The sequence below is a fragment of the Streptomyces sp. GD-15H genome (genome assembly GCF_045291515.1).
In the GTDB taxonomy this organism is placed as follows: Bacteria; Actinomycetota; Actinomycetes; order Streptomycetales; family Streptomycetaceae; genus Streptomyces.
The window spans coordinates 5,142,343-5,162,542 of record NZ_CP149447.1 but is presented as its reverse complement, the minus strand read 5'-3'; the positions used below and the strand labels follow the sequence as shown (position 1 = coordinate 5,162,542).

At 71.3% G+C, this 20,200-nt stretch carries 12 protein-coding genes and 6 pseudogenes; 9 read left to right on the top strand and 9 right to left on the bottom strand.

Annotated features, from left to right (window positions below; genetic code table 11):
- Positions 1-43: 43 nt before the first annotated feature.
- Positions 44-1,866 (bottom strand): annotated as a pseudogene (locus tag WJ438_RS24595) (PQQ-binding-like beta-propeller repeat protein).
- Positions 1,867-2,153: 287 nt separating this feature from the next.
- Positions 2,154-3,961: pseudogene (locus WJ438_RS24590) on the bottom strand (ABC-F family ATP-binding cassette domain-containing protein).
- A 156-nt stretch (positions 3,962-4,117) separates the two neighbouring features.
- Here WJ438_RS24590 and WJ438_RS24585 point away from each other — a divergent pair.
- Positions 4,118-4,698 (top strand): annotated as a pseudogene (locus tag WJ438_RS24585) (Uma2 family endonuclease); the annotation flags it as partial.
- A 21-nt stretch (positions 4,699-4,719) separates the two neighbouring features.
- Here the strand turns inward: WJ438_RS24585 and WJ438_RS24580 are convergent.
- From WJ438_RS24580 to rsmI, 4 genes and pseudogenes are all read right to left on the bottom strand, one after another.
- Positions 4,720-5,615, bottom strand: a pseudogene (locus WJ438_RS24580) (4-(cytidine 5'-diphospho)-2-C-methyl-D-erythritol kinase).
- The gene (gene rsmA, locus WJ438_RS24575; protein WP_406727166.1) at positions 5,612-6,490 is read right to left on the bottom strand and encodes a 16S rRNA (adenine(1518)-N(6)/adenine(1519)-N(6))-dimethyltransferase RsmA; all 879 of its coding nucleotides are present in this window, start codon (positions 6,488-6,490) and stop codon (positions 5,612-5,614) included. The pseudogene WJ438_RS24580 and the gene rsmA overlap by 4 nt, the downstream one beginning before the upstream one ends.
- 34 nt (positions 6,491-6,524) lie before the next feature.
- Complete coding sequence (locus WJ438_RS24570; RefSeq protein WP_406727165.1) at positions 6,525-7,415, bottom strand: TatD family hydrolase; 891 nt, start codon at positions 7,413-7,415, stop codon at positions 6,525-6,527.
- 150 nt (positions 7,416-7,565) lie between these two features.
- On the bottom strand, positions 7,566-8,414 hold the full coding sequence (rsmI, locus tag WJ438_RS24565; RefSeq protein ID WP_406727164.1) for a 16S rRNA (cytidine(1402)-2'-O)-methyltransferase: 849 nt from the start codon (positions 8,412-8,414) through the stop codon (positions 7,566-7,568).
- Between the two features lie 115 nt (positions 8,415-8,529).
- Between rsmI and WJ438_RS24560 the strand changes: the two genes are divergently transcribed.
- Both WJ438_RS24560 and WJ438_RS24555 read left to right on the top strand, forming a co-directional pair.
- Complete coding sequence (locus WJ438_RS24560; RefSeq protein ID WP_406727163.1) at positions 8,530-10,293, top strand: dolichyl-phosphate-mannose--protein mannosyltransferase; 1,764 nt, start codon at positions 8,530-8,532, stop codon at positions 10,291-10,293.
- A 372-nt stretch (positions 10,294-10,665) separates the two neighbouring features.
- Positions 10,666-11,223: a hypothetical protein gene (locus WJ438_RS24555; RefSeq protein ID WP_406727162.1), complete on the top strand. Its 558-nt coding sequence runs from the start codon at positions 10,666-10,668 to the stop codon at positions 11,221-11,223.
- On the opposite strand, the gene WJ438_RS24550 is transcribed toward WJ438_RS24555, so the two are convergent.
- Entirely contained in the window at positions 11,145-12,188 is a 1,044-nt protein-coding gene (locus WJ438_RS24550; RefSeq protein ID WP_406727161.1) for a hypothetical protein, read from the bottom strand. The two genes, WJ438_RS24555 and WJ438_RS24550, sit on opposite strands and share 79 nt — an antisense overlap.
- A gap of 121 nt (positions 12,189-12,309) precedes the next feature.
- Here WJ438_RS24550 and WJ438_RS24545 point away from each other — a divergent pair, with 121 nt between their 5' ends.
- On the top strand, positions 12,310-12,867 hold the full coding sequence (locus WJ438_RS24545) for a hypothetical protein (RefSeq protein WP_406729796.1): 558 nt from the start codon (positions 12,310-12,312) through the stop codon (positions 12,865-12,867).
- Positions 12,868-13,055: 188 nt separating this feature from the next.
- Here the strand turns inward: WJ438_RS24545 and WJ438_RS24540 are convergent.
- A pseudogene (locus WJ438_RS24540) lies at positions 13,056-13,254 on the bottom strand (transposase); the annotation flags it as partial.
- 229 nt (positions 13,255-13,483) lie between these two features.
- Between WJ438_RS24540 and WJ438_RS24535 the strand changes: the two are divergent.
- Positions 13,484-14,095 (top strand): TetR/AcrR family transcriptional regulator, encoded by a 612-nt coding sequence (locus WJ438_RS24535; protein ID WP_406727160.1) that lies wholly within the window; start codon positions 13,484-13,486, stop codon positions 14,093-14,095.
- On the top strand, positions 14,092-14,502 hold the full coding sequence (locus tag WJ438_RS24530; protein ID WP_406727159.1) for a DUF6069 family protein: 411 nt from the start codon (positions 14,092-14,094) through the stop codon (positions 14,500-14,502). The genes WJ438_RS24535 and WJ438_RS24530 overlap by 4 nt, the downstream gene beginning before the upstream one ends.
- Positions 14,503-14,648: 146 nt before the next feature.
- Here WJ438_RS24530 and WJ438_RS24525 read toward each other — a convergent pair whose 3' ends face one another.
- The gene (locus tag WJ438_RS24525; protein ID WP_406727158.1) at positions 14,649-16,079 is read right to left on the bottom strand and encodes a S41 family peptidase; all 1,431 of its coding nucleotides are present in this window, start codon (positions 16,077-16,079) and stop codon (positions 14,649-14,651) included.
- A gap of 99 nt (positions 16,080-16,178) precedes the next feature.
- Between WJ438_RS24525 and WJ438_RS24520 the strand changes: the two are divergent.
- From WJ438_RS24520 to WJ438_RS24510, 3 genes and pseudogenes are all read left to right on the top strand, one after another.
- Positions 16,179-16,392, top strand: a pseudogene (locus WJ438_RS24520) (ATP-dependent endonuclease); the annotation flags it as partial.
- A gap of 294 nt (positions 16,393-16,686) precedes the next feature.
- Positions 16,687-18,336: a penicillin-binding transpeptidase domain-containing protein gene (locus WJ438_RS24515; RefSeq protein WP_406727157.1), complete on the top strand. Its 1,650-nt coding sequence runs from the start codon at positions 16,687-16,689 to the stop codon at positions 18,334-18,336.
- Between the two features lie 155 nt (positions 18,337-18,491).
- On the top strand, positions 18,492-20,165 hold the full coding sequence (locus WJ438_RS24510; protein WP_406727156.1) for a penicillin-binding transpeptidase domain-containing protein: 1,674 nt from the start codon (positions 18,492-18,494) through the stop codon (positions 20,163-20,165).
- Positions 20,166-20,200: the final 35 nt, after the last annotated feature.

Here is a 20,200-nt window from a genome sequence, read left to right as displayed (position 1 = left end):
GCCGGCCGTACCCGGCCGACGCACCTCACCACTGCTGCGCGCCTCACTTGCCGTAGGCGAGCATCAGCTTCTCCTTCGACTCGTCATTGCCGGACAACCGGGTGGTCGAGAGGTAGAAACGGCCGTCGACCCAGTCGATCGACTTGCTGAAGAAGCCGTTCTCGATCTTCGCGACGCCCTGCGGGTTCTGCATCAGCGTGACCGGCTCGTGGCTGCTGCCGGTGGTCGGGATGGACACGATCCTGCCGCCCGCGTCGTACGACGGCTCCACGTAGGCGATGAGCTTGCCGCCCTCGACCTTCATGGGCACCATCGAGTCCGCCGCCGGGGACTTCACCCGCCACGTCTCCTTGCCGGTGGCGAGACTGACCGCGACGATCTCGTTGGCCCCGGTGGTCGCCTTGGTGGGCAGGTAGAGGGTGTCCGCGTCGGCGGCTACGCCCTCGCAGCCCTGGAGGTCACGGGCGAGGATGGCCCAGCCGCACTGGGGGGCGAAGTCCTCGTCGACGGCGACCTGGGAGCGGAACGAGCCGCTGGAGCCGAGCGTGGAGATGTTCCACGCCTTCTTGTCCTTGTTGGTGCTGTAGATGACCACCGGGTCGACGGAGTAGGCGCGCTCGACGCGCCAGCCCTTGTCGAACTTCTGGGTCCACTTCACCTTGCCGGTCTTCGGGTCGAGCTCCTGGACCTCGTCGTGCTCGTTGTCGCCACCGGCGCCGCAGGACGCGACCTGGATCAGCCGCTCGCCGCCCGCGAAAGCGGCGGGGAAGCAGGCGTCGCCGTACTTCTTTTTGTCGTACATCTTGTCGCCGGACGTGACGTCGAACGCCGTGCCGGACTGCGAGCGGCCCACCATCAGCGTGTTGCCGCTGAGGGTCATCTCGATGGAGAGCACGGAGTCGAACAGCGCGCCGTCTTCAACCTCCTGCTGCCAGCCCTTCTCGCCGGTGTTGAGGTCGACGAGCTGGAGCTGGTTGCACTTGGCGCGGTCGCTGCCGCCGCTCATGTACGCGATGACGACCTTGTCGTCGGACGTCTTCTCCGTGGTGACCGCGCAGATCTTCTGGGGGAAGGTGAGGGGCTCCCAGGTCGGCTTGCCGTCGGCGACGTTGTAGGCGGAGAGCTCCTTATAGGCCGCCTTCACCGCCGTCTTGTCGGTGATCCACATGCCGGGGGCGTCGGCTCCGGAACCGGGCGCGTCGGGCGCCTCCTTGTACCAGAGCACCTTGGACTCGCCGGACTTGCGGCCCTCGTTGAGGTCCTCCGGGTCCGAGCCGCCGTCGCCGCTGCCGTCGCCCGGGTCGACCGGGGCACCGGAGGCGTCGGGCTTGGGGTCGTCGCTCTTCTGGGCGACGGGCTTCTTGTCCTTCTTCCCGTCGTCGCCGGAGACCGCCCACACGGTGCCGCCGACGACCAGCAGCGCCGCCACCACCGCGGCACCGATGATCACGGCGGGCTTGCCCTTGAAGGAGCTGCGGGGGCCGGACCCCGGCGGCGGGGTGCCGGGCGCGCCCGGGTACTGCGGCTGCGGGTAGCCGTAGCCCGGCTGCCCGTACGGGCCGGGCTGCTGCGGCTGGCCGTAGGGCCCGGAAGCGTACGGGCCGGGGCGTACGGACCCGGCTGCTGAGCGTACGGACCCGACTGCTGGCCGTACGGACCCGGCTGCTGCGGAGGTGGAGTCTGCTGCGGGTAGCCGTACCCCGGCTGCGGCAACACACCGGGCGGCGGGCCCTGCGGGGGCGGCGGGGTCTGGGGCGGGCCCTGCGGGGGCGGCGGGGTCGGAGCCCCGAAGCCGCCACCCGACGCGGGCGGATCCTGTGGTGCCCCGAAGCCGCCCTGCGGCGGCTGGTTGGGCGGCTGAGCCATCAGCGCGTTCCCCCCTTGCTCACTGATTTTTAGCCACACCCTGAGGGACGTGATGTTCCCAGAGTCGTATAAAGCCGGTACTTACAGTTCTCAGACGGGGTCTTTCTATCACCGGCACCGGCGGATCACCGGGCCGCGTCCACCCCTGTTCCCAAGGGAGGACCGGCCTGTGATGCCCTCGTTACGCGCCCCCACGCACCTCCACACGCCCTTCACACCACGCGCGCCCCGCGCACGGACCTACGCGCGGACCCGTGCGGACCTCCGCGCGGACCCGTGTGCGGGGGTCAGGCGTCCTCGGCGAGTTCCAGCCACCGCGTTTCCAGCGCCTCCCGCTGACCGGCCGTCTCGCGCAGCTCCGCGTCGAGTTCGGCCACCTTCGCGAAGTCGGTGGCGTGCTCGGCGATGGCGGCGTGCAGCTTGGCCTCCTTCTCGGAGACCTTGTCCAGCTGCCGCTCGATCTTCTGCAGTTCCTTCTTGGCGGCGCGCACGTCGGCGGCGCTCTTCTCGGCGACGTCCGGGGCCGGTTTCGCCGCGGGCGCGGTGGCCGCGGCGGCCTCCTCCATCCGCTTGCGCCGCTCCAGGTACTCGTCGATGCCGCGCGGCAGCATCCGCAGGGTGCCGTCGCCGAGCAGGGCGAACACCCGGTCGGTGGTGCGCTCGACGAAGAACCGGTCGTGGGAGATGACGATCATCGAGCCGGGCCAGCCGTCGAGGACGTCCTCGAGCTGGGTGAGGGTCTCGATGTCGAGGTCGTTGGTGGGCTCGTCGAGGAAGAGGACATTGGGTTCGTCCATGAGCAGCCGCAGCAGTTGGAGCCGCCGCCGCTCACCGCCGGACAGGTCGCCGACCGGCGTCCACTGCTTGTCCTTGTTGAAGCCGAAGGTCTCGCACAGCTGCCCGGCGGTCATCTCCCGCCCCTTGCCGAGATCGACGCGCTCCCGCACCGCCTGCACGGCCTGGAGCACCCGCCAGGTGGGGTCGAGTTCGGCGACCTCCTGGGAGAGGTAGGCGAGCTTGACGGTACGGCCGACGCTGATCCGGCCCGCCGCGGGCTGCGCCTCGCCCTCGGTGCGGGCCGCCTCGGTCAGGGCCCGCAGCAGGGACGTCTTGCCCGCGCCGTTGACACCGACCAGGCCGATCCGGTCGCCGGGGCCGAGCTGCCAGGTGATGTGCTTGAGCAGCACCTTGGGCCCCGCCTGGATGGTGACGTCCTCCAGGTCGAACACCGTCTTGCCGAGCCGTGACGAGGCGAACTTCATCAGCTCGCCGGTGTCCCGGGGCGGGGGACGTCCTTGATCAGCTCGTTGGCGGCCTCGACGCGGAAGCGCGGCTTGGACGTCCGCGCGGGTGCCCCGCGGCGCAGCCAGGCCAGCTCCTTGCGCACCAGGTTCTGCCGCTTGGTCTCCTCGGTGGCGGCGATGCGCTCGCGTTCGGCGCGGGCGAAGACGTAGTCGGAGTAGCCGCCCTCGTACTCGTACACGTCACCGCGCTGCACGTCCCACATGCGGGTGCAGACCTGGTCGAGGAACCAGCGGTCGTGGGTGACGCAGACGAGCGCGGAGCGCCGCTCCCGCAGATGCCGGGCGAGCCAGGCGATGCCCTCGACGTCGAGGTGGTTGGTGGGCTCGTCGAGGACGATCAGGTCCTGTTCCTCGATGAGCAGCTTGGCGAGCGCGATCCGGCGCCGCTCACCACCGGACAGCGGTCCGATGACGGTGTCCAGTCCCTTGGGGAACCCGGGCAGGTCCAGCCCGCCGAACAACCCGGTCAGTACGTCCCTGACCTTGGCGTTGCCCGCCCACTCATGGTCGGCCATGTCGCCGATGACCTCGTGCCGGACGGTGGCGGCGGGGTCGAGGGAGTCGTGCTGGGTGAGCACGCCGAGACGGAGCCCGCCGGAGTGCGTCACCCGCCCGGTGTCCGCCTCCTCCAGCTTGGCGAGCATCCGGATGAGGGTGGTCTTGCCGTCGCCGTTGCGTCCGACGACACCGATGCGGTCCCCCTCCGAGACGCCCAGGGAGATGCCGTCGAGGAGGGCACGGGTGCCGTACACCTTGCTGACGTTCTCGACATTGACCAGATTGACGGCCATTTCTCTCCTGCCTGGGGGATCGATCAGCTTTCAAGCGTAGGGCGTCCCCGAGGACGGCCGGGGCGCGAGGGGGCAGTAACTCCTTGTGATGACGTGATCCGAAACGGGCGGCTACCGTGGGGGGCAGGCAGCCGGATCCCGTCCATGGGAGGAACCATGACCGCCGAGTCCGTGAAGCGGCACTGCCACTGGCACGTGCCGCCCAGGGACGGCTACACCGTGGACGACCTGGTCACACTGCCCGATCTCCCGCCGCACACCGAGCTGATCGACGGGAGCCTCGTACTCGTGAGTCCGCAGCGCAATTTCCACGCAACGTGATCGACCTGCTGGTCAGCGGCCTCCGGCGAAGCGTGCCGAAGAAGTTCAGGTGAAGCGGGAGATGACCATCATCCTCGACCGGCGCAACGGCCCGGAGCCCGATGTGAGCGTCGTCCTGACCGATGCGGTCAGCGGACCCGACCAGACGAGCTATCAGGCTCAGGACGTACTGCTGGCTGTCGAAGTCGTTTCCCCGGACTCGGAGTCACGCGACCGCACGACCAAACCCCAGAAGTACGCGGCTGCCGGAATCCCCAACTTCTGGCGCGTCGAGCGCGACGGACGGCGGCAGCCCGCTGGTCCACGTCTACGAGCTGGACCCGCTCACTCGCGCGTATGTGCATATGGGGATGCAGCGCGAGCGCGTCAAGGTCGGCCAGCCGTATGCCATCGACATTGACCTCACCGCCATCGACGAGCTTCGAGCCGAACTCCCTTCAGATGACCGTCGCCCCCGGCACCGGCCCCGCCGCCGTACGCACGGTGCGGCAGGTGCCGGAGGCCCTCAGCGCGTCCGCGATCGCCTCCGCCGCCTCCACGTCCCGGGCGAGGAAGGCCGTGGTCGGGCCCGAGCCCGAGACCAGGGCGGCGAGGGCGCCGGCGCCGCGTCCGGCGGCCAGGGTGCCGGTGAGTTCGGGAACAGCGACAGCGCCGCCGGCTGGAGATCGTTGGAGACGGCCGCGGCGAGCGCGTCGGGGTCGCCCTTGGCGAGGGCGGCGAGCAGGTCCTGCGAGGCCACGGGCTCGGGGAGGTCCCGGCCCTCCGCCAGCCGGTCGAACTCCCGGAAGACCGCCGGAGTGGACAGCCCGCGCGCGGCCATCGCGAACACCCAGGAGAAGGTGCCGCCCACCTCCAGAGCCGTCAGCTTCTCGCCCCGCCCGATGCCCAGTGCCGCCCCGCCGACCAGCGCGAACGGCACGTCGCTGCCCAGCTCGGCGCAGATGTCGAGCAGTTCTTCGGTCGAGGCGCCGGTCCCCCACAGCGCGTCGCAGGCCAGCAGCGCGCCCGCGCCGTCCGCGCTGCCGCCCGCCATGCCGCCGGCGACGGGGATGTCCTTGGCGATGTGGAGGTGCACGTCGGCGTCCCGGCCGTACCGCCCGGCGAGCGCGAGGGCGGCGCGTGCGGCGAGGTTCGTACCGTCCAGGGGCACCTCGGCGGCGTCCGGGCCCTCGCAGGTGACGCGCAGGCCGTCGGCGGAGGGCATGACGGTGATCTCGTCGTAGAGGCCGACCGCGAGGAAGACGTTGGCCAGGTCGTGGAAGCCGTCGGGGCGGGCCGCGCCGACCGCGAGCTGGACGTTGACCTTGGCGGGCACCCGGACGGTGACGCTCACGCGGCGGACTCCTCGGTCTCCTTGTGTTCGGCGATGCGCGCGAACTCCTCGACGGTCAGGGACTCGCCGCGCGCCTGCGGCGACACCCCGGCGGCGACGAGGGCGGTCTCCGCCGCCGCCGCCGAGCCCGCCCAGCCGGCGAGGGCCGCCCGCAGGGTCTTGCGGCGCTGGGCGAAGGCCGCGTCGACGACGGCGAACACCTCGCGCCGGGAAGCGGTGGTCTTCAGCGGCTCGCTCCGGCGGACGAGGGAGACCAGCCCGCTGTCGACATTGGGCGCCGGCCAGAACACCCTCCGCCCGATGGCACCGGCCCGCTTGACCTCCGCGTACCAGTTGGCCTTGACCGAGGGCACGCCGTACACCTTCGAACCGGGCGGGGCGGCGAGCCGGTCGGCGACCTCCGCCTGGACCATGACGAGGGTGCGCTCGATGCTCGGGAAGGTTTCCAGCATGTGCAGCAGCACCGGGACGGCCACGTTGTAGGGCAGGTTGGCGACCAGTGCGGTCGGGGCGGGGCCGGGCAGCTCGCCGACGTGCATCGCGTCGGAGTGGACCAGCGTGAACCGCTCGGCGCGCTCCGGCATGCGGGCCGCGACGGTCGCGGGCAGCGCGGCGGCCAGCACGTCGTCGATCTCGACGGCGGTGACCCGGTCGGCGGCCTCCAGCAGGGCCAGGGTGAGCGAGCCGAGCCCCGGGCCGACCTCGACGACCACGTCGTCGGGGCGGACCTCGGCGGTGCGGACGATACGGCGGACCGTGTTCGCGTCGATCACGAAGTTCTGGCCGCGCTGCTTGGTGGGCCGTACGCCGAGGGCGGCCGCGAGTTCGCGGACGTCGGCGGGGCCCAGGAGGGCGTCGGGGGTGGGGCTGGTCACGGGACAAGGGTACGGGGCGCGGGGACCCCGCAGGTCACGCCTGTGGATAACCGAAAGCGCGGGCCGTGTTCGCCGCGAGTGCCGTGGCGAGGGTGTCCTCGTCGACGCCGCGTACGGCCGCCATGGCACGCACCGTGACCGGCACCAGATACGGGGCGTTGGGCCGGCCGCGGTACGGCGCCGGCGTCAGGAAGGGGGCGTCGGTCTCCACCAGGACCAGCTCCGGCGGGGCCACGGCGAGCGCGTCGCGCAGGTGCTGGGCGTTCTTGAAGGTGACGTTGCCGGCGAACGACATGAAGTACCCGGCACGGGCGCAGATCTCCGCCATCTCGGCGTCGCCCGAGTAGCAGTGGAAGACGGTGCGCTCCGGTGCGCCCTCCTCCTTCAGTACCCGCAGCACGTCGGCGTGGGCGTCGCGGTCGTGGATCACCAGGGCCTTGCCGTGCCGCTTGGCGATCTCGATGTGGGCGCGGAAGGACCGCTCCTGCGCCTCCTTGCCCTCCGGCCCGGTGCGGAAGTAGTCCAGTCCGGTCTCGCCGACGCCCTTGACCTGGGGCAGCGCGGCCAGCCGGTCGATCTCGGCGAGCGCCTCGTCCAGGGCGGCGTCCCCGCCCGCCTCCCGCGCGCCCTGCCGCGACCAGCCCCCAGGATCGCCGAGCACGATGCGCGGGGCCTCGTTCGGGTGCAGCGCGACGGTCGCGTGGACGCTGTCGTACGCGGCGGCCGTCCGTGCCGCCCAACGTGATCCCTCGATGTCGCAGCCGACCTGGACCACCGCCGTCACACCCACGGACGCGGCCTTGGCGAGCCCCTCCTCCACCGTGCCGGACTGCATGTCGAGGTGGGTGTGCGAATCCGCGACCGGTACCCGCAGGGGCTCCGGGAGCGGCGGGGCGGCGTTCTTGCCGGGGTCGTTCGAGGCCATGGCCCCATCCTATTTAAGAGCCTCGGACGTACGCCCCGAAGGGGCGCGGGGCCGTATCGATCTGCGGCTCCGCCGCGTGGGCGCGCCCAGCCACCACCCACCGCCACCCCGCGGCGGACCGCTCCCAACGGCACTCCCCGAGCCGGTCGGCTACCCCGCGGAGCGCTTCGCCGCCACCACCGCGTCGAAGACCTCCCGCTTGGGCACCCCCGCCTCCACCGCGACCGCCGCGATCGCCTCCTTGCGCCGCTCCCCCGCCTCCTCGCGCACGCGCACCCTGCGCGCCAGCTCGGCGGCGTCCACCTCCTCGGGCCCCCGGTCCGGCGCGCCCTCGACCACGACGGTGATCTCCCCGCGCACGCCCTCGGCCGCCCACGCGGCCAGCTCGGCGAGTGAGCCCCGCTTGACCTCCTCGTACGTCTTGGTCAGTTCGCGGCAGACGGCGGCCCGGCGCTCAGCGCCGAACACCTCGGCCATCGCGGCGAGCGTGTCGTCGAGCCGGTGCGGGGACTCGAAGTAGACGAGGGTGCGCCGTTCCCCGGCCACCTCCCGCAGCCGCCCGAGCCGCTCCCCGGCCTTGCGGGGCGGGAACCCCTCGAAGCAGAACCGGTCGACGGGCAGCCCGGACAGGGCGAGCGCGGTGAGCACGGCGGAAGGGCCGGGCACCGCGGTGACCTTGATGTCCCGCTCGACGGCGGCCGCGACCAGCCGGTATCCGGGGTCGGACACGGAGGGCATCCCGGCGTCCGTCACGAGCAGCACGCGCGCGCCGCCGGCCAGTTCCTCGACCAGTTCGGGCGTACGGGCGGACTCGTTGCCCTCGAAGTACGACACCACCCGGCCCTTGGGGGTGACGCCGAGCGTCTGGGCCAGCCGCCGCAGCCGCCGGGTGTCCTCGGCGGCGACGACGTCGGCGCCGGCCAGTTCCTCGGCGAGCCGGGGCGGGGCGTCGGAGACGTCGCCGATGGGGGTGCCTGCGAGTACGAGGGTTCCGGTCACTCCCCCATCCTCCCAGGGCCGAAGGGGCCGGGCGGTCCGGGCGGTCCGAACCGACGGAGCCGGGCATACCGCCCATGCGCGGGACTCCCGCAGCGCCGTTCCCTACGATGGCGCGGTGACCAGTACCGCGTCCTCCACGGACACCCGGCAGGACCAGTCGCCGCAGGAGCGGCAACCGTCATGGCAGCAGCGGCTGCACCGCTTCGGCTACCCGGTGACGGGACCCAGAGGCAGTGTCCCCGAGGTTCCCGACATCCGTGACCGCCTGGTCCCGCCGTACACGAAGCCGTCCGGCAGGCTGTGGACGACGCTCGGGGTGCCGCCGGTGCTCGCCGACCGGATCACCCGCTGGTCGGCGTGGGGCGGCCCGCTGCTGGTCACCCTGTTCGCGGGGGTGCTGCGGTTCTGGAACCTGGGCAGCCCCAAGGCGGTGATATTCGACGAGACGTACTACGCCAAGGACGCGTGGGCGCTCGTCCACCGCGGCTTCGAGGTCAACTGGGACAAGAACGCCAACGACCTGATCCTCTCCAGGGGCGGAGACGTCCCCATCCCGATCGAAGCGGCGTACGTCGTGCATCCGCCGGTCGGCAAGTACGTCATCGGGCTGGGCGAGCTGATGTTCGGGTTCGACCCGTTCGGCTGGCGGTTCATGACGGCTCTGCTCGGGACGCTCTCGGTCCTGATGCTGTGCCGTATCGGCCGGCGCCTGTTCCGTTCCACGCTCCTGGGCTGCCTCGCGGGCGCGCTGATGGCGGTGGACGGGCTGCACTTCGTGATGAGCCGCACCGCGCTGCTCGACGGGGTGCTGATGTTCTTCGTGCTCGCGGCCTTCGGATGCCTGGTCGTCGACCGGGACCGGGCCCGGGAGCGGCTCGCCGCCGCGCTGCCCGTGGGCCCCGACGGCCGGACCCTGCCGGACCCGGACGTCGCCGAGAAAACCCGGCTGGGCCTGCGGCCCTGGCGGCCGGCGGCGGGGCTGATGCTGGGCCTGGCGTTCGCCACGAAGTGGAACGGGCTGTACGTCATGGCCGCGCTCTGTGTGATGGCGGTGCTGTGGGACGTCGGCGCGCGCCGGACCGCCGGTGCCCGCCGCCCCCGCCGGGCGGTGCTGAGGCGCGACCTGGGCTGGGCGTTCCTCTCCACCGTCCCGGTCGCGCTCGCGACGTACATCGCCTCGTGGCTCGGCTGGTTCCTCTCCGCGGACGACGGCAGCGGCGGCTACTACCGCGACTGGGCGGTGACCGACGGCAAGGACAGCGGCTGGTCCTGGCTGTTCCCCGACTGGTGGCGCAGCTTCTGGCACTACGAGAACCAGGTGTACGACTTCCACGTCGGCCTGTCCTCGCCGCACACCTACGAGTCCAACCCGTGGAGCTGGATCGTCACCGGCCGCCCGGTCTCCTACTTCTACGAGTCCCCGGCGCCCGGTACGGACGGCTGCCCGGCCGACGCGGGCGAGAAGTGCGCCCGCGAGGTGCTGGCCCTCGGCACGCCCATGCTGTGGTGGGTGGCCTGCTTCGCGCTCCTCTACGTCCTGTGGCGCTGGTTCTTCCGCCGTGACTGGCGGGCGGGCGCCATCGCCTGCGGCGTCGCGGCCGGCTACCTGCCGTGGTTCCTGTACCAGGAGCGCACGATCTTCTTCTTCTACTCCATCGTCTTCCTCCCGTTCCTGTGCCTGGCGGTGGCGATGCTCCTGGGCGCGCTCGTCGGTCCGCCCCGCTCCAGCGACACCCGCAGGGTCGCGGGCGCGACGGCGGCAGGCGTCCTGACCCTCCTGATCGCCTGGAACTTCATCTACTTCTGGCCCATCTACACCGGCACCTCCCTCCCCATCGACGACTGGCGGTCCCGGATGTGGTTGGACACCTGGGTCTAGCCGGGCAGACACGACCACGATGGCGCGGCAGACCGCCGCGCCGTCGTGGTCGTTGGTGGTCCTCGTCTGTCCCCCTCGAACGGCCCCAGGACGGTCCGGCCTGGAAGACTCATGAAGATCTTGGGTTCTGGCCCCGGGACTACCGGACCCGAGCGGTCATGATCCCGCCGGTTCCGTCCAGTCTTCCTGGCACTTCACCGGTCCGCCTGAACTGGGTGTGATACCGGCGGGCTCGCCTGTTCAACTATCGTCAGTCCCCCGAGGAGTCCCGCTGCTGCTGCCAGGCTGGCACCTCGCCCCCGGATCCTCCCTGCGGGGCTTGAGTACCTGTGCTCATGCGGCCGGCGCCGCCTCGTTCGTACGGTCGAATCCATGAGGAAGACCGCCGCGCTCCTGGCCCTGCTGCTCGCCGCCCTGACGACCACGGGCTGCTCCGTGCTGGAGCGGGAGTACCCCTCCGCCGACCCTGCGACGCTCTCCCAGCGCCTGACGGACCGCGCGCAGTGGGCGTACGACGGCATGGCCCTGCCGCCCCACGAGGCAGTGAGGCCCGTCCAGGTGCTCCCCGGCCACAGCTGCTACGCGGGCGGCCTCAGCATCGAAAAGACTCTGCCAGACGTCGTCACCTTCGACCTCAGCTGGACGGTCGAAGACATCCCAGCCGATGTCGCCCGTGCCACGGAGGCTCGCCTGCGCCGGAAGTTCACCTCGGCGGGCTGGACCCTCACCCACGACGGCAACCGCCGGGGCAAGGACTTCGTCGAGTTCGGCTTCCGCGTCCAGAACCCGGCGACGGGCGACCAGTTCGACCTGGCGTGGAACGACTCGGTCACTTCCCTCTTCCTATCGGGCTACACCTCCTGCGCGAAGGTTCCCCGGTCGGCGGCCGACAACCCGTCGCCGAAGACCTGGACACCGCGAACCGTCTGACGCGCCGCAGTCCGACGCCCTCGACGGGCGAGCCGGAGAAGGGGCTGCTGTTCGGCGGGATGATGTCGTCCAGCGTGAGGCGGACGACGCGGTTGAGCGGCTGGGCACGGAGCAGGACGATGCTCCCCGCGACCCGAGCCTGCCTCTGCGAGCCCGGGTCGCAGAGGCAGGCTCGGGGCGGTGAGAAGGCGGCCGATCAGCTCCAGGCGCTCGGTCTGCGGCATCGGTGTGGCCCGGCTGATCTGTACTGGAGGCAGCCGGAAGGGCCGGGTGAGCTTGTTGGCCGACCACCACAGCAGGAAGCTCTGGATGGTGTTGCGGGCGTATTCGTTGTGCTCGGCGTGCCGGGCGTCGATGCCGGTCTGGTCGCAGGTGGTGAGGGTGTGGTCCCGATCGGCGAGCCAGTCGAGGAACGCGGTGGCCTGCTTGACCTGGTCCGCGACGCGTCTGCGGGCGGCTGGTGTGATCGGCTTCTTCTCGGCGCGGGTCCGTAGCCGCGGCAGCACCTCCCAGGTAGCGAATCGGCGGATGACCTGTGCGTGGGCGGGGTCGGGCATGTCGGCGGCATGCCCGATGAGCCATCGTTCGAACGAGCAGATTCGTTTGTCGACGGCGGGCAGGATGCCGCATGCCGTGAGGAGTTCCCGCAAGTGGGCGGCGGCTCGCCAAGGCTGGAAATGAGGGAGGGCTTCGTGGGTCAGCTCGATGTCGCCTCGACCGAGCCGCCGGAGGAGGTCAGCGGTGGAGCCGGGGTTCCCTTTGCGCCTGTTCAGCCAGGGGAGGCCGGACAGTGGGCGGTCCATGGCCAGGAGCGAGTCGGCCAGCGGGAGGAGTTCTGGGCGGATGCGGCCGGTTCCGTCATCCAGCAGCTCGTCGAGCCGGTCGGCGATGGTGCATCGAGTGCAGAGCCGTGCGCGGTGGAGCTTGTCCTCCGTCCCGCAGCGAGAGCATGGGTAGGACATCATGAAGCCCGAGCCCGCTTCATGAAAGCGCGAGGTCAATGGGCCTGAGACATTCCGATTCTGCTGTCGGCAGACCGTTCCGCACCCCCTTGTGTTCATGAAGATGCCGAGTAATCGTTATTACATGATTACGGCACAGCAGCAAGAGCAGCTGCGGGGCTGGTTCACCGGCCGGCTCCCCGACGACCTCTTCGAGGAACTGGCCGAGGTCACGGTCGACCGCGAGGAAATCACGGTGATCGGACGCATTTCCGGACCCCGGCCGGTCGAGGACGCCTCTCCGGCCGAGCGGGAAGCGGCGATCGAGGGCCGGATCCAGGAGTTCCGGGAACGCACCCGGGACGCCCGGATCGCGGTCGCCCGGGACGCGGAGCACCGCTTCGGCCGGAAGGTCTCCTGGGGGTTGGAGTGCGACGGGCGGCGCGCCCTGTTCACCCATGTCGCCGCGCCCGTCATGACCCGGCTGCGCCAGCCGGAGCGCCTGGTCCTCGACACGCTGATCGCCGGCGGGGTGGCCCGCAGCCGCAGCGAGGCGCTGGCCTGGTGCGTGCGCCTGGTCCAGCGGCACGCCGACGACTGGCTCACCGAACTGCGTGAGTCCCTGGAGCACGTCCAGCGGGTGCGGGCCCAGGGACCGGACGGCGAACGGGAGGAGGGCGAGCCCACCGCCGACGGTGAGTGAACGGCGTTGTCAGTGACGCGCGTTACCGTGCGGTGGTTATGGCTGCGACTGTGGAAGTCGTTCCTGTCGGGCCGGCCCAACGAGCACGTGCGGTGGTCACTCGACGAGCACGACGGCCACCGGTCACCCCTGACCGCGGACGACCTCGACCTCGAAGCCCTCAACTTGGCGACCGAGCATCCCTCGATCTCAGCCCGCAGCATCGCGACATCGGCCAGGCAGTCCCCGCCGAGCTCGACCGCCAGCGCGACATCCAGGAGGATCTTGCCCGGATCGCGCAACCACCCTGGGCTTACGCCACGGGGCCAGCGCCGCTGATATCACCGTGTCCAGTCCGCTCTGGCGGGCCGTCTCCCCCAGCAGCACCCCGCCGGCCTGCGAGACCACCCGGCGACTCTCACCCGCGACACGGACACGCGGGTACGCGGGTACGACCCGATACGTTTACTCACCTGGGAAGTGCCTCCGACGGGCGCGGGAACAAGGGCCTAGCACTCCAGCCGTAGTCGTGGATCTTGGTGGGCCGCCCTCGGCAAGCAGGCGGGTACGGGGAAAATGAGCGGAGTGAGGACTCACTCATTGACGGAGTGAGTCCTCACTCCGTATTCTCGCGGCCATGACAGCACCCAAGGAGAACCAGACCACTCGCCGCCGCGCCCCCGGCATGTCGCCGGAGCAGCGGCGCGCGATGATCATCCAGACCGCGATCCCGCTGATCGCCGAGTACGGCGCCACGGTGACGACCGCGAAGATCGCCCGCGCCGCGGGCATCGGCGAGGGCACGATCTTCCGGGTCTTCGCCGACAAGGACGAGCTGCTGCAGGCCTGCATGGCCGAGGCGCTCTCCCCCGAGCACGCGGTCCGCGAGCTCGACGCGATCGACGTGTCCCAGCCGCTGCCCGACCGGCTCGCGGAGGCGGCCGAGGCGCTGCAGGCGCACCTGTCCCGGATGGGCGCGATCGCCGGCTCGCTGGGGCATCGCGGCGGCAAGCACCCCGGCACGGTGCGCGGCGCGGGCCGCGACGAGTCGACGACCCGTATCCGCGCGGCCCTCGCGGAGCTGCTGGAGCCCGACAGGGCCGCCCTGCGCCGGCCGCCGGAGCAGATCGCGGCCCTCTTCTTCGGGCTGCTCTTCGCCCAGCCGCGTACGGAGGACGAGCCCGACCTGACTTCGCAGGAGCTGGTGGAGGTCTTCCTGCACGGGGCGCTCTCGGGGGGCGCCCAGTGAGCGCGCGGAGAAGGCGCCTGGGGGCGACGGCCCTGGCCGTCCTGGCGCCCGTCCTGGTGTGGCTGGTCGCGGACCCACTGCTGGGGCACCGGCTGCGGATCGCCGACGGCGAGCAGACACTCGACATCGGCGCCGGGCCCGTGGCGGTCGTCGCACTGCTCGCGTCGCTTGCCGGCTGGGGACTGCTGGCCGCCCTGGAGCGGTTCGGAGTACGGCGCGCCCGCGCCGTCTGGACCGGGGTGGCCGGCGCCGTACTGGCCGTGTCCTTCCTGCCGTTGACCGGCGACGGCATGGACGGCGGCACCCGGGTCTTTCTCGCTCTGATGCACCTGGCGGTGGCGGCGGTGCTGATCTTGGGGCTGGGCGGCAGGTCCCTGGGGGCGGGGGCCGGTGCCGCCAGGGGGTGACCGCCGGCACCAGGTACGCCGCGAACGGCACCAGAGGGGGCAGCTCCGCCAGGCCTTCAGCTTGCTGATCGGGCGCTCGACGGCGTTCCTCTCCTTGGCGTGATCAACTTCAGGGTCATCCCAGGCCGGCCCACGTGGCAATGCCATCAGGTGGATCCGCGGGGGCATGGCGCCGTCGTTGCCGGCGGCTTGTCCGCGAGATGGTCGAGGGCACGGGCGAGGGCCGAATCGCAGCGGCGTCTGATCTCTGTGGCCGTGAAGACAGGGGTACGGAATTCCTGCGGCACCGGGATGCCACGGCCCTCGAAGCTCTGCCCGGCCGCATTCCGGTAGTCCTCGTTGCTGAGGTCGAGGGACCAGCCGCCGGGCAGTGTCCGCGACAGTTGGTCCGAGAAGACGCCCTGCGTCGGGCGGCCGATCAACGTGGGCTTTGGCGAACGGTTCAGCAGCGTCATGACCGCCGTCTCGCCTGCGCTCACCGTGAGGTCGCTGACCAGCAGCGCGATCGGTCCGTGGAAGCCGGGGCGAGCGCTGGGCGTCACCTGCAGCTTCTCGTACGGCGTGAACCCGGAGGCTGCCTGCGTGTTGCGTGCCCGCTTCTGGAACGCGAAGTGGGCCTTGTCCGTCAGCCGGGAGGCGAGTTCGAGGCCGAGGCCGTCGAAACCGCCGTCGTTGAGGCGCAGATCGAGCACGAGGCCGCGCCAGCCGTCCTGCTCCGCGACGGCGAACACCGTGTCCAGGGCTTGTTCGAACTTCTTCCGGTCGACGTCGTACGACTCGTCCGCGAAGTCGTCGAATTGTGTGATGCGCAGGTATCCCAGGTGGCCCGGCAGCCCGCCGGCGTACTCCACCTTGCCGTCGATGACGGGTGTGAGCTGCGTGCCCAGCCTCGCTTCGATCGCGGGTCGGAAGGCATCGGTGTCCATGTCGGCCGAGTCGCGTGTGCCCGGCCGTTTGCCGTAGAGGCTGAGGGCCTCCCCCTCGATACCGGTGTGCATATCGCCGAGCTCGCGGACTGTGCCACCCAGCAGCTTGCCGAGCATCCGGTCGGTGTTGCGCTCGGCCAGGGCCGCCCGGTCGCGCTCTCTGCCCGCCGCATCGAGCCTCCGGTGCGCATAGGGCGGGTAGTGCTCGGCGAGGTTCTGCCAGAAGACGTCGAAGGTCTGCAGACGACGGTCAGCCGCGTTCCCCGAGATCGCAGACGGGCAGCCGGGCAGCTCCTCGAGCCGGTTCATGCGGATGTGCCCGGACGACCCCGGCTCCCGCACGATCAGATGGCCTCCTTGCCTGCGGACGACCAGCTCGGCCTCACCGTCCTCACCGAAGGACGTCGCATCGCCCTCACGGCCCACCGGTGCCGACACGTCCCCGCCGAGGCAGCTCACCGATGTCTGGTCGTAGGAGGTGAGCTGCGTCTTCCCCGCACTGTCCCGGGCGATGTCGAAGACGTAACCGTATCCGGTGCTCTGCCATGCCCCTTCGATCGCCGCGGTCCGGTCGCCAGTGGTGCGGCCCGGACCCGAGCAAGCGGTCAGCACCGCGGCGAGCCCCACCAGCAGCCATTGTTTCCGTGCCATGAACGCGAACGTACCGTAAGCCTTTTGAGCGATCCGGCCGCCCCGGTCGCCGGAGGGCGTCGAACCGGGCGAGCGGCTCGGGGGTCAGCCGGACGTCGGTTGGCTGACGTGGAGGCGTTCCGGGAGGTGGTCGCCGTGTGGGCGACGGGTGGGCCCGGCGGCCCCGCGCGCGAGCCGGCCGCGCGGCGCGACCAGGATCTGGAGACCGAGGGGCCGGAGGGGGGTCCGCGTCCTGGTGATGGGCGGTGCGATGAGCGTCGGGCGCTTCGCCCGCGTTCTCGGGCCCCCCGGCTTGGCCTTGCGCCTCACGGGCCGCATCCTCGTCGGGGCCCTCGACCCGGACCGCGTCTCCGCCCCCGCTCGACCCCCGACTCACCCGGACCGAAGTGACCGGAGCCCTGCAGGTAGTGGATCTCCTCATGCGCGCCGGTGGCCGGCACCCCACCACCGGCTGAGGGCGGACCACCCGGACCACCCGTCTCCGTTCGGACAACAATCGGAAACAGCCGTCCCGGTCGTCACTCCTTGTGCGTAAAGTGCTCACTCGCCGAACTTCCCGAACACGTTCAGAAGGCGTGGGGGGTCCGGCGGGGAGGGGAAAAGCCCGATGGGCAAGGGGGTCAGGGCCACCGTCATCGGTGGTGTGTTCGCGGTCATGGTGGGTGGGGCCGGGTACGGGGTCCACAACATCGTGTCGGCCGTGAACGGCGACGGGAAAAGCGGCGGTTCGGACGCGGCCGTGACCAGGAAGTCCGGGCCGCCGGACAAGGAGGAGGTGGCGAAGGCGAGCGGGACGTTCTTCGCGGCCTGGGAGAAGGGGGAGGCGGAGCGGGCGGCGTCGTACACGAACAACGCCGGGGAGGCGGGCCCGCTGCTGGCGGCCTACGGCGAGGACGCCCGCATAGCCGACGTCGAGATCACGCCGGGCACGGCCACCGGCACCACCGTCCCGTTCCGCGTGCGGGCGACCGTCTCGTACGACGGGAAGTCCGAACCGCTCAGCTACAAGAGCGAGTTGACCGTTGTGCGCGGGAAGACCACCGGGCGCGCGCTGGTCGACTGGCAGCCGTCCGTCGTCCACCCGGATCTGAAGGACGGCGACACCCTGATCACCGGGGAGGCGGCGCAGCCGCCGATCGAGGCCCTGGGCCGGGACGGCACGGTGCTCACGAAGGAGAAGTACCCCTCCCTCGGCCCGATCCTGGACACCCTGCGCGAGAAGTACGGCGACAAGGCGGGCGGCACCCCCGGCGTCGAGCTGGTGATCCGTCACGCCGACGGGACCGCGGGCGAGGGCGCGGGCGACACCACGCTGCTGACCCTCGCCAAGGGCAGGCCCGGCCGGCTGCGTACGACGCTCGGCGCGGGGGTGCAGGCCGCGGCCGAGAAGGCGGTGAAGGAGTTCGCCGAGTCGTCGGTGGTGGCGGTGCGGCCGAGCACCGGCGAGGTGCTGGCGGTGGCCAACCACCGCGAGGACGGGTTCAACGCGGCGTTCCAGGGCCGGGTCGCCCCCGGCTCCACCATGAAGATCGTCACCGCGGCCATGCTCATCGACAACGGCGTGGCCTCGATGAACGGCCCGGCGCCCTGCCCGCCCACCGCCACCTGGCAGAGCCAGACCTTCAAGAACCTCACCGGCATGGAGCCGAACGACAACGCCACCCTCGCCGACAGCTTCCTGCGTTCCTGCAACACGGCCTTCGTCAAGCTCATCGACGAGGACCCGCTCACCGACGCCTCGCTCAGCCAGGAGGCCGAGGAGCGGTTCGGGCTGGGCCGGGACGACTGGAAGACCGGCATCGTCTCCTTCGACGGCAGTGTTCCCGCCGTCGCGGGTCCGGACCGTGCCGCCGGTGCCATCGGCCAGGGCCAGGTGCAGATGAACCCGCTGAACATGGCGTCGGTGACGGCGACCGCGATCACCGGTGCCTTCCGCCAGCCGTACCTGGTCTCCCCGGAGCTCGACGGCCGGCAGCTGGCGCAGGCGAAGGGCCTGCCGGCGGGTACCGCCGCCCAGTTGAAGCAGATGATGCGGCTCACCGCCACGCAGGGCACCGCCGCGCGGGCCATGGCCGGGCTCGGCGGCGACATCGGCGCGAAGACCGGCTCCGCCGAGGTCGACGGCAACGCCACCTCCGACAGCTGGTTCACCGGCTTCCGGGGCGATGTCGCGGCGGCGGCCATGACCCAGCAGGGCGGCCACGGCGGCGACGCGGCAGGCCCGATTGTCGCAGCCGTGCTACGAGCGGGTGGCTGAGCGCGACGCGCGGGAGGGGGACTCTAGGCTGGTGGCCGTCGTTGGCATGTGTGCGCCATGGCGGGTGAGAGCCACGGCGGGTGAGCGTCACGAGGGCAGCGTGCGGGCATCGGGGGAGCCCGGCGGAATTTTTTTTGCGGAGGATCGGACAAGCAGTGGGCAACAGAAAGCGCGTCGCCGAGCGACGGAAGACCCCGCCCGCCGTGCTCGGCGGGGTGATCGCCGTCGTCGTCGGCGGTGCCGGGTTCGGCGCCTACGCGCTGTTCGGGGGCGGGGACGGGGGCGAGGACGACACCCGGACGTCCTCCACCCAGCAGGCCAAGGACGCCAAGACCGGTCCGCTGTCCGCCGCCGAGGTCACCGCCGCGGCCGACCGTTTCCTCACCGCTTGGCAGCAGGGTGAAGTGAGCGAGGCCGCCGAGGCCACCGACGACCCGGAGGCGGCCACCGCCCTGCTCACCGGCTACACCAAGGACGCCCGCGTCGAGGACGTCACCCTCACCGCCGGTGCCCGCACCGGCGCCGAGGTCCCGTTCTCCGTCAAGGGCACGGTGGCGTACGGGGACTTCGCCGAGCCGCTCACCTACGACAGCGCGCTGACCGTCGTACGCGGGGACGAAGACGGCGAACCGCGGGTGGCGTGGGCGCCCTCCGTCGTGCACCCCGATCTCAAGGACGGCGACAAGCTGGTCACCGGGGAGGCGGGCACTCCGCCGGTCAAGGCGCTGGACCGGGACGGCGGCGAACTGACCACCGACGCCTATCCGTCCATCGGGCTGATCCTGGACGGACTGCGCGAGAAGTACGGCAAGACGGCGGGCGGCGAGGCCGGCATCGAACTGCGCGTCGTCCGCGGCAAGGAGTCCAAGAAGGCGGAGGCCTCCGACAAGACCGTGCTGGAGCTGAGCAAGGGCACCCCCGGCACGGTGAGGACCACGCTGGACCCGGCCCTCCAGGCCGCGGCCGAGGAGCAGGTGGCCAAGAAGGCCAAGTCGTCGGTGGTGGTGCTGCGGCCGTCGACCGGCGAGATCCTCGCCGCCGCGAACGCCTCGCGCGGCTTCAACACCGCGTTCCAGGGGTCGCTGGCCCCCGGCTCGACGATGAAGGTGCTCACCGCCTCGATGCTGATCGAGAAGGGCCTCGCGTCCATCGACGAGAAGCACCCGTGCCCGAAGTACTTCAGCTACGGCGGCTGGAAGTTCCAGAACCTCGACAAGTTCGACATCAAGGGTGGCACGTTCCGGGACAGCTTCGGCGCGTCCTGCAACACCGCCTTCATCAGCCAGGCGCCCGAGTTGGCGGACGACGACCTGACCAAGCAGGCGCAGCAGGTCTTCGGGCTCTCGAAGAACGACTGGCAGATCGGGGTGTCTTCCTTCGACGGCTCGGTGCCGGTGCAGAAGGACGCCCCCATGGCGGCTTCCCTGATCGGCCAGGGCGGGGTGCGGATGAACCCGCTGAACATGGCGTCGGTGTCGGCGACCGTCAAGGCGGGCGTGTTCCACCAGCCGTACCTGGTGTCGCCGGAGGTGGACAACCGCGAGCTGGCCACGGCCTCGCGCACCATGTCGCCGGCAACGCTGGCGCAGCTGCGGGAGTTGATGTCGTACACGGCGACCAGCGGCACGGCGGCGGAGGCGATGGCCGGGGTGGGCGGTGACAAGGGCGCGAAGACCGGGTCGGCCGAGGTCGACGGCCAGAAGAAGCCCAACGGCTGGTTCACCGCGTACCGCGGGGACCTGGCGGCGGCGGGTGTCGTGCAGTCGGCCGGCCACGGCGGCTCGACGGCGGGCCCGATCGTGGCGAGCCTGCTGAAGCTCGGCGGCTGACCCGGGCGCCGGCGGCGGTTCGCCGGCCGACGCCC

What these genes read in the sequence shown, in the direction of transcription:
- WJ438_RS24570 (WP_406727165.1), bottom strand. Translation starts at nt 7,415, where the DNA reads ATGGCCTCGAACGACCCCGGCAAGAACGCCGCCCCGCCGCTCCCGGAG.
- WJ438_RS24555 (WP_406727162.1), top strand. Translation starts at nt 10,666, where the DNA reads ATGAGGAAGACCGCCGCGCTCCTGGCCCTGCTGCTCGCCGCCCTGACG.
- WJ438_RS24550 (WP_406727161.1), bottom strand. Translation starts at nt 12,188, where the DNA reads ATGATGTCCTACCCATGCTCTCGCTGCGGGACGGAGGACAAGCTCCAC.
- WJ438_RS24545 (WP_406729796.1), top strand. Translation starts at nt 12,310, where the DNA reads ATGATTACGGCACAGCAGCAAGAGCAGCTGCGGGGCTGGTTCACCGGC.
- WJ438_RS24535 (WP_406727160.1), top strand. Translation starts at nt 13,484, where the DNA reads ATGACAGCACCCAAGGAGAACCAGACCACTCGCCGCCGCGCCCCCGGC.
- WJ438_RS24525 (WP_406727158.1), bottom strand. Translation starts at nt 16,079, where the DNA reads ATGGCACGGAAACAATGGCTGCTGGTGGGGCTCGCCGCGGTGCTGACC.
- WJ438_RS24515 (WP_406727157.1), top strand. Translation starts at nt 16,687, where the DNA reads ATGGGCAAGGGGGTCAGGGCCACCGTCATCGGTGGTGTGTTCGCGGTC.